Here is a 16141-nt window from a genome sequence, read left to right on the forward strand (position 1 = left end):
GAGCAGTGCCTTGACGCCCATCGCCCTCACCATTGCCGGCTCCGATTCCAGCGGCGGCGCCGGAATTCAGGCCGATCTCAAGACTTTTGCGGCGCATCAGGTCTATGGCGCCAGCGTCATCGTCGCGCTGACCGCGCAGAACACCACGGGCGTCACCGCCATCCACGCCGTACCGGCCAGTTTCGTCGCCCAGCAGATCGACGCCGTCTTTTCCGATCTCGACGTGGCGGCGGTGAAGATCGGCATGCTCGCCACGGCCGAACTGATCGCGACGGTTGCAGAGGGCCTGGTTCGACACAAGGCACGCAACATCGTGCTCGACCCGGTGATGGTCGCTGCTTCAGGGGCTCGTCTGCTCGAGGACAACGCCATTGACGCCATCCGCCGCCTGCTCTTCCCGCTCGCGACGCTGGTCACGCCCAACCTGCCGGAAGCAGCGGCGCTGCTTGGCTCCGCGATGGCGACAAGCGATGCGGCGATCGACGAACAGGCCGAGAGGCTGATCGGCTTCGGCGCCGAAAACGTGCTGTTGAAGGGCGGGCATGGCAGCGGCGAGACCAGCACGGATCTGTTGCTCCTGGCCGGAGGCCAGCGCCAGCGCTTCAGCGCGCCGCGCCATGATACGCGCAATACCCACGGCACCGGCTGCACGTTGTCCTCGGCGATCGCGTCCGGCCTGGCCAAGGGATTGGCGCTGCCCGAAGCGGTCGGCCAGGCGAAGACCTATATCTCGGCAGCCATCGCTGCCGCCGACCAGGTTCCGGTTGGCCATGGCCATGGACCGGTGCATCATTTCCACCATTGGTGGGACAGGACCGACGGGAGAAAGCCATGACCGCGATCCCGGATTTCACGACGCTCGCCTTCGACGATCGCACCCCGGCAGCGGCCCTGGTTCCGGCCCCGGCAATGGAGCCCTGGCTGACGCCGGAGAGCATCCCGGTCAAAGCCATCTATAGCGCGGCCGACCGCGACGGGCTTGGCTTCGTCGACAGCTTGCCGGGCCTGCCGCCCTATCTGCGTGGCCCCTACCCCACCATGTATGTCAACCAGCCCTGGACCATCCGGCAATATGCCGGCTTCTCCACGGCGGAGGATTCGAACGCCTTCTACCGGCGCAATCTCGCCGCCGGGCAGAAAGGGCTCTCGGTCGCCTTCGATCTCGCGACCCATCGCGGTTATGACAGCGACCATCCGCGCGTCGGTGGCGATGTCGGCATGGCAGGCGTCGCGATCGACTCGATCTACGACATGCGGACGCTGTTCTCCGGCATCCCGCTCGATCAGATGAGCGTGTCGATGACGATGAACGGCGCGGTCCTGCCGGTTCTTGCGCTCTATATCGTCGCGGCCGAGGAACAGGGCGTGCCGGCGGCCAAGCTCTCGGGGACCATCCAGAACGACATCCTCAAGGAGTTCATGGTCCGCAACACCTATATCTACCCGCCCTCGCCCTCGATGCGGATCATCGGCGACATCTTCGCCTATACCTCGGCGAACATGCCGAAATTCAACTCGATCTCGATTTCCGGCTATCACATGCAGGAGGCGGGAGCGACGCAGGACCTGGAACTCGGCTACACGCTTGCCGATGGCGTCGAGTATATCCGCGCCGGGCAGCAGGCCGGTCTCGGCGTCGATGTCTTCGCGCCGCGGCTCTCCTTCTTCTGGGCCATCGGCATGAACTTCTTCATGGAAGTGGCAAAGCTGCGCGCGGCCAGGCTGATCTGGGCCAAGCTCGTCAAGGATTTCGGCGCCCAGAACGAAAAATCCCTGCCGCTGCGCACGCATTGCCAGACCTCCGGCTGGTCTCTGACCGCGCAGGATGTGTTCAACAACGTGCCGCGCACGATGATCGAAGCGATGGCGGCGACGCAGGGCCACACCCAGTCGCTCCACACCAATGCGCTCGACGAAGCGCTGGCGCTGCCGACCGACTTTTCCGCCCGGATCGCCCGCAACACCCAGATCCTGCTGCAGCAGGAGAGCGGCACGAGCCGGATCATCGATCCCTGGGGCGGTTCCTACTATGTCGAGCGGCTCACCGCCGAACTCGCGGCCAAGGCCTGGACCCATATCCAGGAGGTCGAGGCGCTCGGCGGCATGGCCAAGGCGATCGAGGCCGGTATTCCGAAGCTGCGCATCGAGGAAGCGGCCGCCAAGACCCAGGCGCGCATCGACGGCAAGCAGCAGGCGATCATCGGGGTCAATATCTTCAAGCCGGAGAACGAGGCCTCGATCGATGTGCTCAAGGTCGACAATGCCTCGGTTCGCACCCAGCAGCTCGACAAGCTCCGTCGTCTCAAGGCCGAGCGAAACGAAGCCGAGACACAAGCCGCGCTGACGGCGCTCACCCATGGTGCCGCCGGCGACGCCAACCTGCTCGATCTCGCGGTCAAGGCGGCCCGCGCCAAGGCGACCGTCGGCGAGATTTCCATGGCGATGGAGACAGTCTTCGGGCGGCACCGGGCCGAGATCAAGTCGATTTCCGGCGTCTACAAGCGGGAGGTCGGCATGGAAAATCCGGCGGTGACACGCGTGCAGATGATGACTGAAGCCTTCGAGGAGGCCGATGGTCGCCGGCCGCGCATCCTCGTCGCCAAGATGGGCCAGGACGGGCATGACCGCGGTCAGAAGGTGATCGCGTCGGCCTTCGCCGATCTCGGTTTCGACGTCGATATCGGACCGCTTTTCGCGACGCCGGACGAAGCCGCGCGGCAGGCCGTGGAGAACGACGTCCATATCGTCGGCGTCTCCTCGCTGGCGGCCGGGCATCTGACGCTGGTGCCAGAGCTGAAGGCGGCGCTGGGCAAGGCCGGCCGGCCCGACATCATGATCGTGGTTGGCGGCGTGATCCCGCCCCAGGATTTCGAGGCGCTGATCGAAGCCGGTGCGAGCGCGATCTTCCCGCCGGGTACCGTGATCGCCGATGCGGCCGAGAAGCTGCTCGAGGAACTCAACCAGCGGCTCGGCTACAGCCAGCGCACCGCTGCGGAATAGCAGACGGGCGCGGCTGGAAGAGCCGCGCCCGCGCCATGATCACCAGCTGTCGCTACACGAGATCAACGCCAGCCGTAGCCGTAGCTCTCGTAGTGACGAGGGCGGGCATAGCGCCGGTCGTCCTCGCCGAAGCGGCGCCACTGACGCTGTCCCCAATAGCCGTGGAACGCGGGCGGTGCCGGGCGCCAGCCATAGGCCGGGCGCTCCTGATAGCGATCCCAGCGGCCGTCAAAGGCTGCGGCGGAGCCCGTCCCCGCCAGGCTTGCCGCGCCCAGGGTCGCAGCGCCGATGATGAAGGTCGCGAGGCCGGCTGAGGCGAGTTTGCGGAACATGGTCCTGATCCTGTGTGGCGGCCCGGGCGATCCCCTTGCCTGACACCGACATTCGCAGGTTCCGTCTGAACGGCCCTTGAGGGGGCTATTCACCAGCCGTTCAAGCGCTGGCCATTTGATCGCGCTTCAGGAGCAGGGAAGCCGCAATGACGACGAGCGCGACTGCGCCGATCATGATCGTGCAGGCCGCATTGATCTCAGGAGAGACGCCCAGCCTGACTGCCGAATAGAGCCGCATCGGCAGGGTCGTCGCGCCCGGCCCGGTCGTGAAGCTGGCAATCACGAGATCGTCGAGCGAGAGCGTGAAGGCGAGCATCCAGGCGGCGGCGACCGCCGGCCAGATCAGCGGCAGGGTCACGGTCCAGAAGGTGACGACAGGAGTGGCGCCGAGATCGCGCGCCGCTTCCTCCAGCGAACGGTCGAAGCCGGCGAGCCGCGACTGCACGACAATGCAGGCGAAGCCGAGGCTGAAGGTGGCGTGGGCGATCGTGACGGTCCAGAAGCCGCGCTCTACCTGCGCCGAGACGAAGAGTAGCAACAGCGACAGGCCGGTGATCACCTCCGGCATCACCAGCGGCGCCAGCACCATGCCGGAGAACAGGGTGCGCCCGCGAAAGGCGCCATAGCGTGCGAGCGCCAGCGCGGCCAAGGTCCCGAGCGCGGTGGCGACCGTCGCCGAGACGAAAGCGAGACGGATGCTGAGCCAAGCTGCGGTGAGCAAGGGCTCATTCGCCATCAGCGCGCCATACCAATGCGTCGAGAACCCGCCCCAGACCGTCACGAGCCGCGAGGCGTTGAAGGAGTAGGCGATGAGCGCGAGGATCGGCAGGTAGAGAAAGGCGAAGCCCGCCACCAGCGCCATGATCAAGCCGGGACCGAGCCGCTTCATGCCGCCCCTCCCCGCGTCAGCCGCGCCCGCTGCAGCAAAGCGAGCGGCGCGACCAGCACGAACAGCAGGACGACCGCGACGGCGGAGGCAAGCGGCCAGTCGCGGTTCGAGAAGAATTCGCTCCAGAGCACCTTGCCGATCATCACGGTATCGGGGCCGCCGAGCAGATCGGGAATGACGAACTCGCCGACCGCCGGAATGAAGACAAGCACCGAACCCGCCAGGATGCCGGGGATGGACAGGGGCAGCGTCACCGTCGCGAAGGCGGTCGATGCCGGGGCACCGAGGTCGGCGGCAGCCTCCAGCAGCGAGCGATCGAGCTTCTGCAGCGTCGCGAAGAGCGGCAGCACCATGAAGGGCAGGTAGGAATAGACCATGCCGATCAGTACGGCGGCTTCCGTGTTGAGCAACCGCAGCGGCTCGCTCGTCACACCCATGCCCGTCAGGACCGTGTCGAGCAGCCCGTCGGGCCGCAGGATTCCGATCCAAGCGTAGACGCGGATCAGGAAGGAGGTCCAGAACGGCAGGATGACCAGCACCAGCAGGATGCCCTGCCAGCGCCTCGGCGCACTCGCCATCGCATAGGCCAGGGGATAGCCGATCGCGAGCGCGATCAGCGTCGTCAGCGCGGCGATACGCAGGGAGTAAAGATAGCTCTGCCAGTAGAGCGGGTCGTCACCAAGGAGCTTGAAGTTCTCGAGGTCCAGCGCAGCAATGAACTCGCCGAGCTGGGAGAAGCCCTGGAAATGCGGCGCATAGGGCGGCAGATCGGTCGCGGCGTCCGAGAACGCCATGCGCAGGACGATCGCAAAGGGCGCCAGGAAGAACAGCAGCAGCCAGAGATAGGGTACGGCCACGACCAGGCGGCCGAGCCGGCGCGCCGAAGCATTCCCCGTCCTCATGGCGGCAGGACCAGCCCGGCCTCAACATCCCAGGAGAGCCAGACCCTGTCCTCCCAGGCGAAGGGACGCTCGATCCGGCGGGTGCGGTTCGCAAGCGCAACCTTGAGCAATTGCCCGTCATCGCCGCCGACCATGACCTGCACCATGGTGAAATCGCCGAGATAGCCGATATCCCAGATCTCGCCGGCGACCTTGTTGACCGCCTGCACCGGCTCGTCATGGCTGAGCGTGATCTTTTCGGGCCTGAGGCCCACGAAGATCGTCTCTCCCGTGGCAAGCGAGGCCGTCTCCTCGTCGAGCTCGACCGCGCCGGCCATCGCCGTCTCGACCCGTACGATCTCGCCGGCGACGGATGTCACACGACCTTCGAGGATGTTGATGTCCCCGACGAATTCCGCGACGTAGCGGCTGGTCGGCGCCTCGTAGATCTCATCGGGCGGGCCGATCTGGACGAGCCGGCCATGGTTCATCACCGCCATGCGGTCGGCCATGGTCATCGCCTCGTCCTGGTCGTGGGTGACGACCATGAAGGTGAGGCCGAGTTCGCTCTGCAGATCCATCAGCTCGAACTGCGTCGACTCGCGCAGCTTGCGATCGAGCGCCGCCATCGGCTCGTCGAGCAGCAGGAGCTTCGGACGTTTGGCGAGCGAGCGTGCCAATGCGACGCGCTGGCGCTGGCCGCCGGACAGCTGGTCCGGGCGACGTTTCTCGAGCCCGTCGAGCTTGACCAGAGCCAGCATCTCGGCGACGCGGCGCGTGATCTCCTCGCGCGGCAGCCCTTCCCGTCTCAGGCCATAGGCGATGTTGTCGCCGACGCTGAGATGCGGGAACAGCGCATAGGACTGGAACATCATGTTGATCGGCCGGCGATGCGGCGGCACGGCGGTGATGTCGACGCCGTCGAGCAGGATCTCGCCGGCATCCGGCTGCTCGAACCCTGCCAGCATGCGCATCAATGTGGTCTTGCCGCATCCAGACGCGCCGAGCAGCGCGAAGAATTCGCGCGGGTAGAGCGCAAGCGACAGGTTGTCGACCGCCGTCACCATGTCGAAGCGCTTGGTGACATTTCGGAAGACCACCAGCGGCTCTGCCGCCGGGTCATTCCATGGCTGGAAGGCCCGGCGAACGCTGCCGGGCGAAGCCTTGCGCTTCGCCCGGAGCGGAGCCGCAGCCCCGGCATCGCGCGCGTTCATTTGCCGGTCTTGATGCGGGTCCAGAGCCGGTTGACCACCCTCTGGCTCTTCTGATCGTAGGGAGTGATCGTGTAGAGCCGGCTCATCACGGCTTCCGAGGGATAGATGCCGGGATTGTCGCGCACCGCCGCCGAAAGCAGCGGTTTTGAAGCGATATTGCCATTGGCATACTGGATGAAGTCGGAATTCTTCGCCGCCATCTCGGGCCGGTTGACGAAATCGATGAACTTCAGCGCCGCATCCGGATTGGCGGCATCCTTCGGAATGACGAAGGAATCGAACCACATCAGCGCGCCTTCCTTCGGGATGGAATAGGCGATCTCGACCTTGTTCTTGGCCTCTTCCGCCCGCTTTTTCGCCTGCAGGATGTCGCCGGAATAACCGACCGCGAGGCAGATATCGCCATTGGCGAGAGCGTTGATGTATTCCGAGGAATGGAATTTCTGGATGTGCGGGCGGATCTTGCGCAGCAATTCGCCGGCCTTGTTCAGATCCGCCTCGTTCTTCGAATCCGGATTCAGGCCGAGATAGCGCAGCGCCGCCGGGAACATCTCCTCGACCGCATCGAGGACGTGCACGCCGCAATTCKAGAGCTTCTTGAGCTGGTCGGGTTCGAACAGGATGCGCCAGGAATCGATCACCGCGTCGGGGCCGAGCCGCTCCTTGATCTTGGCGACGTTGTAGCCGATGCCGGTCGTGCCCCACATGTAGTTCACGGCAAACTTGTTGCCGGGATCATATTTCGCGAGACGCTGCTGGATCTCGGGCCAGGCGTTCTTCAGGTTCGGAACCTTGGCCGTGTCGATCGGCGTGTAGAGATTGAGCGGGATATGGCGCGGCAGGAACGAGGCCGTGACCACGATCAGGTCATAGCCGGTCTTGCCCGCGAGCAACTTGGTCTCGACCGTCTCCATCTGGTCGAAGGTGTCGTAGACGACGGTGATGCCGGTTTCCTTCTTGAAGGCATCGAGCACCTCCGGATCGACATAGTCCGACCAGTTGAAAATGCGCAGCTGCTTGTCCTGCGCGCTAGCGGCCGTGCCCGAAACCAGCGCCCATCCAAGCGCCATGGCTGTCGCAAGGCCCTTCAGCCCCCGTACCGATGAACCCAATCTGCCCCTCCTTAGCGGGTGAATCTCCACCCGGCGCGCGGCACGCTATCAGCTTGCAGCGAAGCCTCAACCACCTTTTCGTGAAGTCATGTCGCAGTGTCTTTTCTTGCGATGCCGCAATCGGGCTCACTATCGTCCTGCGATGCATCATCTGCGCCGCGTCTTGACTCTCTTTGTCGTCCTTTTCCTGCTGCCCGTCGCAACGCATGCGGCCTGGTGGCAGCTGCAGCCGCTCGCCGCCGACTGGCGCCGGGCGGACTGGTCCAGCGCCAGGCTCCTGCCGGCCGCAGCGACCGTGCCCGAGGCGACGATCCATGTCTTCGCCGCCCGCGTCGGACGCTGGCGCGGGATCTTCGCGCATCATTCCTGGGTGGTGGTCAAGGAGGCGGGCGCGAGCGCCTATACGCGCTTCGATGTCGTCGGCTGGGGCAATCCGGTGCGCATCAACCATCGCGAGGCCGATGGCCGCTGGTTCGGCAACGTGCCGGAGCTGGTGACGGAGGTGAAGGGCGACGCAGCCGAGGCGCTGATTCCGCGCATTCGCGCTGCCGTGCAGAGCTATGCCTACAGTACGTCAGGCAGCTATTCCGCCTGGCCGGGGCCCAATTCGAACAGCTTCGTGCAGCACGTGCTCGCCGAGATTCCCGAACTCGCCCATGCCCTGCCGCCAACGGCGATCGGGAAGGATTGGCGCGATGACGGCTTGTTTCTCGGCATGGCGCCGAGCCGCACCGGCATCCAGGTCTCGCTCTTCGGGGTCGCCGGCATCACGCTGGCCTGGGTCGAAGGCGTCGAGGTCAACCTGCTCGGGCTCGTCACCGGATTCGACATCCGCCAGCCGGCACTGAAGCTGCCGGGCTGGGGAAGAGTGGGCGTCTAGGCGCGCTCGGCATGCCGCGCCAAATCAGAGGCCGAATGCCCGTAAATGGCAAGCAGGGATGGCCGGTTCGACACCGGCCATGAAGCTCCCGCTCAGACCGCCTCGAAGGCCTGCGCCAGATCCGAGATCAGATCCTCGATATTCTCGATGCCGACCGAGATGCGGATCAGCGCATCGGTGAGGCCGATCTCCTCGCGCAACTCGCGGGCGACACCCGAATGGGTCATCGCGGCGGGATGCGAGACGAGCGTCTCCGTGCCACCGAGGCTGACCGCGAGCTTCATGATCTGGAGATTGTCGAGCAGCGCGAACGCTTCCTTCTCGCCCCCTTTGACGTCGAAGGAGAAGGTCGAGCCCGGCGCCGAGCACTGCTTGTCGAAGACCGGCTTGCGCGGATCGCCGTCCTTCAGATCGCCAAGGTAATGCAGCTTGGCAACCTTGGGATGGCCCGCGAGATATTCTGCCACCAGCCGGGCGTTCTCGTTGGCGCGGCTCATGCGGATGTCGAGCGTCTCCAGCGAACGCATCAGCATCCAGCAGGAATTCGGATCAAGCTGCGTGCCGAGCGACGAGCGCCAGCCCTTGACCTGGCGGACGAGCGCATCCTTGCCGCTGATCGAGCCGCCGACGAGATCGCTATGCCCGCCGACATATTTGGTGAGCGACAGCAGCGAGAGATCGGCGCCATGCTGCAGCGGCTTCTGGAATTTCGGGCCGAGCATGGTGTTGTCGACCACCACGGGCGGGCGATGCCCCTGGGACTTCTCGAGCTCGTCGGCGATCATCGCGCAGGCTGCGAGATCGACCAGCCCATTGGTCGGGTTGGCCGGCGTCTCGACCAGGATCATCCCGACGCGCCCCTTGGCGGCGGCGGCCTTGGCGGTCGCACGCATCTGCGCGACATCGACGCCGTCGGTGAAGCCGAACGGCGTCACCCCGAAAGCACCCATCTGGTTCTTCAGCAGCGTCTCGGTGCCGCCATAGAGCGGCCGGCTGTGGATGACGGTGTCTCCGGGGCGCAGGAAGGCGAAGCAGGTCGTTGCGATGGCCGCCATGCCGCTGGCGAAGACCGCGCAGCGTTCGGCCTCGTCCCAGATTGCCAGGCGATCCTCGAGGATCTCCATGTTCGGATGGTTGAAGCGCGAATAGACCAGGCCGGACTTCTCGCCGGGCTTGAGCTGGCGGCGCCCCGAGGTGAGGTCGAAGAAATCCTTGCCCTGCTGCGCGCTCTCGAAAACGAAGGTCGAGGTCAGGAAGACCGGCGGCTTGAGCGAACCCTCCGACATCGCCGGCGAGTAGCCATAGCCCATCATCAGCGTCTCGGGATGGAGCTTGCGGTTGGCGATGCGGTCCTTGTGATAATTGTCCTGGCTCATCGCACTCTCCTCTGCCGGTCAGGCTGCCGACCTTGCGGCACCAGAAAGGCAGGTTAGGCCGATCCGCGCGGCATTGCATGAATGATCCCGTCGGGATTACATCCCGTTTGCGCATCTTCCTGCTCAGATATCGAATTCGAGGAGCATCTTATGCTCGATACGACAGACCGCCGTATGCTTGCCGTGCTGCAGGAGGACGGACGCATCACCAATCAGGACCTGTCACAGAAGATCGGCCTGTCGCCGACGCCCTGCCTGCGCCGGCTGAAGCGACTGGAAGAGACGGGCGTGATCAGGGGCTATGCCGCGGTCGTCGATCCCAAGGCCTATGGCCTACCCTTCAGCGTCTTTGTCTCGATCCGCCTGAGCCAGCAGACCCAGGAGCATATCAGCGAGTTCGAGAAGGCCGTCGAGAGCTGGAACGAGGTCGCCGAGTGCTACCTGATGACCGGGTCTCAGGATTACCTGTTGCGGGTGCTGACGGACGGGATCGAGGGCTATGAGCGCTTCCTGAAGCAGAAGATCACGCGGCTGAAATGCATCCACTCGGTCGAATCCAATTTCGCGATGGCGACCATCAAGAAGCGCAACGGCCTGCCACCGCTCTGAGCCCTATCTGCCGCCAAACAGCGCCTGCGCCGCCGCATTCGCCATCTTCCCCTGCTCGTGTCCGACGCCCGGCACGACGATTTCGCGCCATGGGCTGGCAACACCGAGGCGCTTGGCTTCTGCGGCTGCAACTCGCGTGAAATTCTCTCCACGCGCGAAGCGGTTGGGGCCTTGCGCCTCTGCGCCCCTGGACTTGTTGAGTTGCGGGTGGCCCGGGTCGGTATCCTGGTCGCCCAGCATGATCAGCGTCGGTTTGGCGAGGGCGGCCTTCGTGCTCGCCTCGGTCGCCGGCGTGCCGTCGAGCGAATAGGGGTAGCTGAAGCCGCCGGCCGCCTCTTTGCCGACAGGCAATGTGTAGTAGCCGGCATTGGCGGTGACCGCTGTCGAGAACCGCGCCTCCGGCATCAGGATCGCCATGCGGTGGACGAACTGCGCCCCGGCTGAATKGCCAAACAGCACATAGCCCGTGTCCGTGACACGACTGCTCTTCAAGGCCTGGTCATAGAAGCGCTCGATGACCGAGTAGACCCATTTCGCCCGGTCCGGCTCCCCCTGGACTCCGCCCTGCTGATAGAGGCGTGTCGGAAAGCGCTCCTTGTCGAAATGCGGGGCGGCAATGATCAGGCCGTGCCGGTCTGCCGCCTCGACCCAGCTGTCGCGCGCCGACGCGGCGTTGCGCAGCAGTCCGTGCAGCGAGATCACCAGTGGGCAACGCTTGTCGGCGCAGGCCTGCGGCACATAGGTCTCGATGTTGATGGTCTCGGTACCGGTGGGCGAAACGTCCTCATGCAGGACATGCGAGCGCCCGGCTTCCTGGAACGGGGTCAGGTCATGCGCCTGCCCGGCCAGAGGCATGAGCACAAGCAGGCACGCAGCGCGCAACAACACTCGTGGCATCGGCGTCTCCCTGAAGGCAGCGCGATGCTGCCCCCAAGACGAACCGCTCCGCAAGCCTCAGGAGCCTGTACGGTCCATGGCGCGCCGCACCACCTGCGTCACTTCGCTGTCCGTCAGGAACAGATCATGCCTCAGCATGCTCCAGCCGCGGCCGGAAGTGTCGGCGACACGCACGCCCAGAGCCTCGAGCCGCGAGCGCTCGGCCGCGCCGGCCCGCGCCACGCCACCGGCGATACGCGAGGAGATGGCGAGGGCCCTGTCATCGGGGTCGATGATCAGGGTCATGCGCTGGGCAAGCGGACCCAGCCGCGAGACCGTCTGCTCGAACGCGTCGATGTCGATATCGGGCGATGCGAAGACGATCGAGCCGATCTGCGAGGAGACGTCGGCGGAGTCCCGGAGCTCCCGCAGGCCTTCCAGCGTCAGGAATGTGCCCATCGAATGCGCGACGATGTGGATGCGCCCCACGGTCGGGTTGGCGACGAGGGCGCGCAAGGCCTGGACGAAGCCCTCGCGCGACCACAGCGCGCTCTCGCGGTCATAGCCGTAGTCGAAGAGCTTGCCGCCGGAGGGCCAGGTGAAGAGCGCGGTGCGCCCCTGGAACTTCAGCGCATGCGAAAGCTGCCCGGCGCTGCGGGCGGCGGATTCGAATGTCTCGTTATAGCCGTGGACGTAGAGCAGCACGTCACGCCCGGTCGCAGCCTCGCCGAAGGCACGGGCCGCATTGGTCGAGGTCCGGTTGCTGACACCGACGACGCGCCAGTCGCTGCCGACGGTCGCCGCGACAACCCCGCGTCCCGGAGGGGAAAGCCGCGCTTCGGCGAAACTCAGGCCCGTGCCGCGATCCGGCCCGAAGAACGGCTCGCGGTCACCGAGAGACTTTCGCGTGGTCGCGACCAGGAGCACCGGCTCCCTGCCGAAAGGGGACGACTCCGCATGGGCCGTTTCCGAGAATGGCGAGATCGCCGCCTCTGTCTGCGCGCAGGCCGACAATGCGAGCGAAAGCAGCGCTGCAAGCGCAACGAAGCGACGGGAAGGGGCGTGCCGCGCAGCGGACATGGGCGATCGAGAATTCCAGTGTTGCAGGAATGCGGGCGGAAATGGCCAGCCCGGCCTTAAGGCCAAGCTAACGCGGCCATAATGGGGCAACCTTGCAGCAATCTTCGCGCAAGGCTCGCGCGTGTCCCTGGTGCAACAGCCGCTCTATTGCTGGATAATTGCAGCCGGGGCCGTGACCACGAGCTCCAGCGAGCCGCCGACGGTGCCGACCACGCCGTCGGCGATATCGCCCAGGCGATCGCCGAATTGAGGGCCGCGCATTGCGATTCCCCTGTCCGCCTGCAGCCGCTTGCCGATCATCTGGACGACCTTGGGTGAGGCGGCGAACTTGCCGTGGTTGAGACTGTCGCTGGTCGAGACTTCGGACAGATCGATGATATCGACCCCGGATTTCGCCAGCTCCGCGACCGTATCCTTGTCGCTCGCGGAGATCGCCCCCAGGCGCTTCTTGTCGCCGGCGAAGCGGCGCGAAAATTCGAGCGCCTTGTCGTCGGCCGAGACAAAGACCGTCACCGGCGTCTTGATCTCGCGCATCACCGTCTTGAACACATCGAGATCAACATCGGGCGCAGCCAGCATGACGTTGCGGAGCTTTCCGCCGAAATTGCCGTCGCCGCGAATGGATGCCTGCCGCAGGGTTTCCAGCGTCAGCTGCGTTCCCATGGAATGGGCGAGGATGTCGATGCGGCTCGGACCGAGGTCCTTGGCGATCGCGCGCAGGTTCATCTCGAGGAAATCGCGGGAATAGAAGGCGCTTTCCCGGTCGTAAGGGTAGGCCAATAGCTGCCCGCGCGAGGGCCACGTGAACAGCACCGGCACGCCCTTGAAATCCGAGTCATGGACGATCTGGGCGAAACGATAGGCCGCGTCGGCAAAGCTCGTGTTGTAGCCGTGAACGAAGACGAGGACCTCGCGCTCCTTTGCCGGCCTTGCCGCGATCTCGCGCCGGACGCGCGCGACAATCGGGGAGAGGTTGATCCGCTCCACCGAAGTCACCGCGAAATGCTCGGCCGGGTTGGTCTTGCCGTAGCTGCCGGGAAGCTCGAGCTCACCCGACTTGTGCGCCTTCGGCACCGAGATATCGATCTTGGCGAAGGAGAGGTGCCGTCCCCGTTCTCCGGTGAAGTATTGCGGTTCCGCTCCCATCTCACGGGTCGAGGCCACGAAAATCCGCACGGTCCCGACGATATCGGCTGGATTGACGCTGGTAAGCGACAGGTCTCTGGGCGGGCCGCCGCATGCCGCGAGGCCAAGTGGAGCCAGCAAGGCCAGCGCAATCAATCGAACCCGGAACGCCGCACGCATCATGACCGATCTCGTCTCATTGACGTTGCGGATGTTCAAGAGGCGCGGATGACACAGTGATGACCGAACTCGCGGCTTGTCGCCCGAGGCCAAGGCTTGCTAGGTGCCTGTCATGGCTGACGTCTCCACCCTCGCCGATGCAATTCTCTCCGGTGAACGGGCGGCCCTGGCGCGTGCCATCACGCTCGTGGAATCCCGCCGGGCCGATCATCGCAGGCAGGCCCATGCACTGATCCAGCAGGTGCTGCCGCACACCGGAAAATCGATCCGGGTCGGCATCACCGGCGTTCCCGGGGTCGGCAAGTCGACCACCATCGATGCACTCGGCACCTACCTGACAGGGCTCGGTCACAAGGTCGCCGTGCTGGCGGTCGATCCATCCTCGACGCGGAGCGGCGGTTCGATCCTGGGTGACAAGACGCGGATGGCCCGCCTTGCCATCGACCCCAGCGCCTATATCCGCCCCTCCCCGTCTTCCGGCACGCTCGGTGGCGTCGCAGCCAAGACGCGCGAAACGATGCTGCTCTGCGAGGCCGCCGGCTTCGACGTCATCCTGGTCGAGACGGTGGGCGTCGGCCAGTCGGAGACCGCGGTCGCCGATCTCACCGATTTCTTTCTCGTGCTGATGCTGCCCAACGCCGGCGACGAATTGCAGGGCATCAAGAAGGGCATCATCGAGCTCGCCGACATGATTGCCGTCAACAAGGCGGACGGTGCCGGAGCCGTGGCGGCGAAGGCCGCAGCGGCGCAGTACCGCGCGGCCCTGCACATTCTCGCCCCCGTATCGAGCGTCTGGTCCACTCCGGTGGTGACGGTCTCGGGGCTGACGGGCGATGGGCTCGACGCGCTCTGGGCGAAGGTCGAGGATCATCGCCAGCGGATGGGTGCGAGGAATCTGATCCAGGAGAAGCGTCGCCAGCAGGACGTCAAATGGATGTGGGCCATGGTCGAAGACCGCCTGCGCGCCAGGCTCCGGCATGATCCCGTCCTCAAGGCACGAACCCCCGCGCTTGAAGCAGCCGTAGGGGCAGGAGAACTCAACCCCACCCTGGCGGCCGACGAGATCGCGCGGGCGCTCGGCCTTTGAGGTGAGTGATCGCGACGGATGGGGCTGGCCGGCCGGCGCGCGGGCCTGAAACGGTACAACCAGGCCGGCACGCGGCTTGTACGCCTGCGGCGTCATGGAGGCCCTCATGGCGATTTCTCGACGTTCCCTGCTCGCCGCGACCTTTTTTGGGACAGCAGGATCCGTTGCTCCGGCGGCAGCGCAGCAGGCAATGCGGAGCGAACCGGTGCGCGCGCTCGGTCAGCTCGGACTGGAGGCCACTCATTTCGGACTTCGCCCCGGCTCCGCCGACGATCAGTCGCGGCCACTTCAGAATGCGCTCGCGGAAGCGGCCAGGCGCGGCGCGCCCTTGCTGCTGCCGCCGGGGCGCTACCGCGTGTCCAACGTCATCCTGCCCGAGGGCTCACGGCTGGTCGGTGTCCCCGGCGCCACGCAGCTCGTCGCGGCGCAAGCAGGCCCGCTGCTCATCGCCCGCCGCATCAAGCGCACGGCGCTGACAGGGCTCAGTCTCGACGGGCTCGACATCCGCGCCAGCGAGCGAGCCGGACTTGTGGCAGCCGAGGAGGTCCTGGAGTTCACCCTGAATGAATGCGAGTTCGCCAATGCGAGCTCGGTCGGCCTCGTCCTGACCCGAACGGCGGGGCGGATCCAGGCCAGCAGGTTTCGCAGCATGCGCGAATCGGCGCTGTTCTCGCTCGATTCGCGCGGGCTCTCAAGGCAATCAGATCGAGGATTGCGGCAATAACGGCATCCAGATCTGGCGCAGCCAGGCGGGGGACGATCAGTCACTCATTCGCGGCAACCGGATCAACCGTATCCGTTCGGATTCCGGCGGCGACGGGCCAAATGGCAACGGCATCAGCCTATTCCGCGCCGGCGGCGTCATCATCGAGAGCAACAGCCTGCGCGACTGCGCGCTCACCTTCATCCGGAACAACTCCGGTTCGACGGTGCAGATCATCGGCAACCAGGGCAAGCGCTGCGGCGAGACCGCGCTCTATTCGGAATTCGCCTTCGAGGGCGCCATCATCAGCGGCAATCTGCTGGAGGATTGCGCCATGGGAATAAACGTCACCAATCTCGACCATGGCGGGCGGCTCGCCGTCGTCGCCAACAACATCATCCGCAACGCCCAGAAGGGTTATGCCCCGAAAGGCAAGGAGCCGGTCGGGGGCATGGGCGTGCATGTCGAGGCGGAGGCCACCGTGACCGGCAATGTCGTGGAGAATGCCAGCGATGTCGGCATCTCGCTCGGCTGGTCCTGGGCCATGCGCAACCTCGTGGCCACCGGCAACATCGTCCGCAAGACCGGGATCGGCATATCGGTCTCGCTGGTGCCGAAGGAACGCAACGCCCTGATCGCCAACAATGTCATTGCGGACGCGAAGCTCGGTGCCGTMCTCGGCACMGAATACGGCAAGATCGTCACTGGCGACCTGACGCAAGGCACCGACAAGCGGGCGACCGGCATCCGTGTCGAGAACAACGCGGTGAGCTGAAGCACCGGCCCGAAAGTGGATA

General features: G+C 65.3%; 16 protein-coding genes. 7 read left to right on the forward strand and 9 right to left on the reverse strand.

The window, feature by feature from the left end:
- The first annotated feature begins 10 nt into the window (after positions 1-10).
- A complete protein-coding gene (thiD, locus tag AC1DIO_RS15005) occupies positions 11-835 on the forward strand; it encodes a bifunctional hydroxymethylpyrimidine kinase/phosphomethylpyrimidine kinase (protein WP_441489136.1) in 825 nt (274 codons plus the stop codon).
- The gene (gene scpA, locus AC1DIO_RS15010; RefSeq protein ID WP_441506619.1) at positions 832-3000 is read left to right on the forward strand and encodes a methylmalonyl-CoA mutase; all 2169 of its coding nucleotides are present in this window, start codon (positions 832-834) and stop codon (positions 2998-3000) included. Before thiD ends, scpA begins: the two co-directional genes overlap by 4 nt.
- A gap of 62 nt (positions 3001-3062) precedes the next feature.
- Here scpA and AC1DIO_RS15015 read toward each other — a convergent pair whose 3' ends face one another.
- The 5 genes from AC1DIO_RS15015 to AC1DIO_RS15035 all read right to left on the reverse strand — a co-directional run bounded on the left by AC1DIO_RS15015 (position 3063) and on the right by AC1DIO_RS15035 (position 7386).
- Entirely contained in the window at positions 3063-3332 is a 270-nt protein-coding gene (locus tag AC1DIO_RS15015) for a hypothetical protein (RefSeq protein WP_069877276.1), read from the reverse strand.
- A gap of 100 nt (positions 3333-3432) precedes the next feature.
- Positions 3433-4221, reverse strand: a complete 789-nt coding sequence (locus AC1DIO_RS15020) for an ABC transporter permease (RefSeq protein ID WP_441489134.1) — start codon at positions 4219-4221, stop codon at positions 3433-3435.
- Complete coding sequence (locus tag AC1DIO_RS15025; protein WP_476853652.1) at positions 4218-5084, reverse strand: ABC transporter permease; 867 nt, start codon at positions 5082-5084, stop codon at positions 4218-4220. The genes AC1DIO_RS15020 and AC1DIO_RS15025 overlap by 4 nt, the downstream gene beginning before the upstream one ends.
- A 35-nt stretch (positions 5085-5119) precedes the next feature.
- Entirely contained in the window at positions 5120-6316 is a 1197-nt protein-coding gene (locus tag AC1DIO_RS15030) for an ABC transporter ATP-binding protein (protein WP_441506620.1), read from the reverse strand.
- The gene (locus AC1DIO_RS15035; protein WP_476853653.1) at positions 6313-7386 is read right to left on the reverse strand and encodes a polyamine ABC transporter substrate-binding protein; all 1074 of its coding nucleotides are present in this window, start codon (positions 7384-7386) and stop codon (positions 6313-6315) included. The genes AC1DIO_RS15030 and AC1DIO_RS15035 overlap by 4 nt, the downstream gene beginning before the upstream one ends.
- Positions 7387-7591: 205 nt before the next feature.
- On the opposite strand from AC1DIO_RS15035, the gene AC1DIO_RS15040 reads away from it, so the two are divergent.
- The gene (locus AC1DIO_RS15040) at positions 7592-8308 is read left to right on the forward strand and encodes a DUF3750 domain-containing protein (protein ID WP_476853603.1); all 717 of its coding nucleotides are present in this window, start codon (positions 7592-7594) and stop codon (positions 8306-8308) included.
- A 92-nt stretch (positions 8309-8400) separates the two neighbouring features.
- Here the strand turns inward: AC1DIO_RS15040 and AC1DIO_RS15045 are convergent, their stop codons facing one another.
- Positions 8401-9684 (reverse strand): cystathionine gamma-synthase family protein, encoded by a 1284-nt coding sequence (locus AC1DIO_RS15045; protein ID WP_069877282.1) that lies wholly within the window; start codon positions 9682-9684, stop codon positions 8401-8403.
- A 150-nt stretch (positions 9685-9834) separates the two neighbouring features.
- Here AC1DIO_RS15045 and AC1DIO_RS15050 point away from each other — a divergent pair, with 150 nt between their 5' ends.
- A complete protein-coding gene (locus AC1DIO_RS15050; protein ID WP_441489131.1) occupies positions 9835-10293 on the forward strand; it encodes an Lrp/AsnC family transcriptional regulator in 459 nt (152 codons plus the stop codon).
- Between the two features lie 3 nt (positions 10294-10296).
- Here the strand turns inward: AC1DIO_RS15050 and AC1DIO_RS15055 are convergent, their stop codons facing one another.
- The 3 genes from AC1DIO_RS15055 to AC1DIO_RS15065 form a co-directional block, all read right to left on the reverse strand.
- Positions 10297-11190, reverse strand: coding sequence for an alpha/beta hydrolase family protein (locus AC1DIO_RS15055; protein WP_476853604.1), 894 nt, complete (start codon positions 11188-11190; stop codon positions 10297-10299).
- 57 nt (positions 11191-11247) lie between these two features.
- Entirely contained in the window at positions 11248-12249 is a 1002-nt protein-coding gene (locus AC1DIO_RS15060; protein WP_441489129.1) for an alpha/beta hydrolase, read from the reverse strand.
- A gap of 144 nt (positions 12250-12393) precedes the next feature.
- A complete protein-coding gene (locus AC1DIO_RS15065; protein WP_476853605.1) occupies positions 12394-13557 on the reverse strand; it encodes an alpha/beta hydrolase in 1164 nt (387 codons plus the stop codon).
- A 109-nt stretch (positions 13558-13666) separates the two neighbouring features.
- Between AC1DIO_RS15065 and meaB the strand changes: the two genes are divergently transcribed.
- The 3 genes from meaB to AC1DIO_RS15080 all read left to right on the forward strand — a co-directional run bounded on the left by meaB (position 13667) and on the right by AC1DIO_RS15080 (position 16119).
- On the forward strand, positions 13667-14641 hold the full coding sequence (meaB, locus tag AC1DIO_RS15070; protein ID WP_476853606.1) for a methylmalonyl Co-A mutase-associated GTPase MeaB: 975 nt from the start codon (positions 13667-13669) through the stop codon (positions 14639-14641).
- Between the two features lie 106 nt (positions 14642-14747).
- Positions 14748-15365 (forward strand): TIGR03808 family TAT-translocated repetitive protein, encoded by a 618-nt coding sequence (locus tag AC1DIO_RS15075; protein WP_476853607.1) that lies wholly within the window; start codon positions 14748-14750, stop codon positions 15363-15365.
- A 10-nt stretch (positions 15366-15375) separates the two neighbouring features.
- Positions 15376-16119, forward strand: a complete 744-nt coding sequence (locus AC1DIO_RS15080) for a TIGR03808 family TAT-translocated repetitive protein (protein WP_476853654.1) — start codon at positions 15376-15378, stop codon at positions 16117-16119.
- The last annotated feature ends 22 nt before the right edge of the window (positions 16120-16141 follow it).

The organism is Allobosea sp. 05T439 (assembly GCF_056396005.1).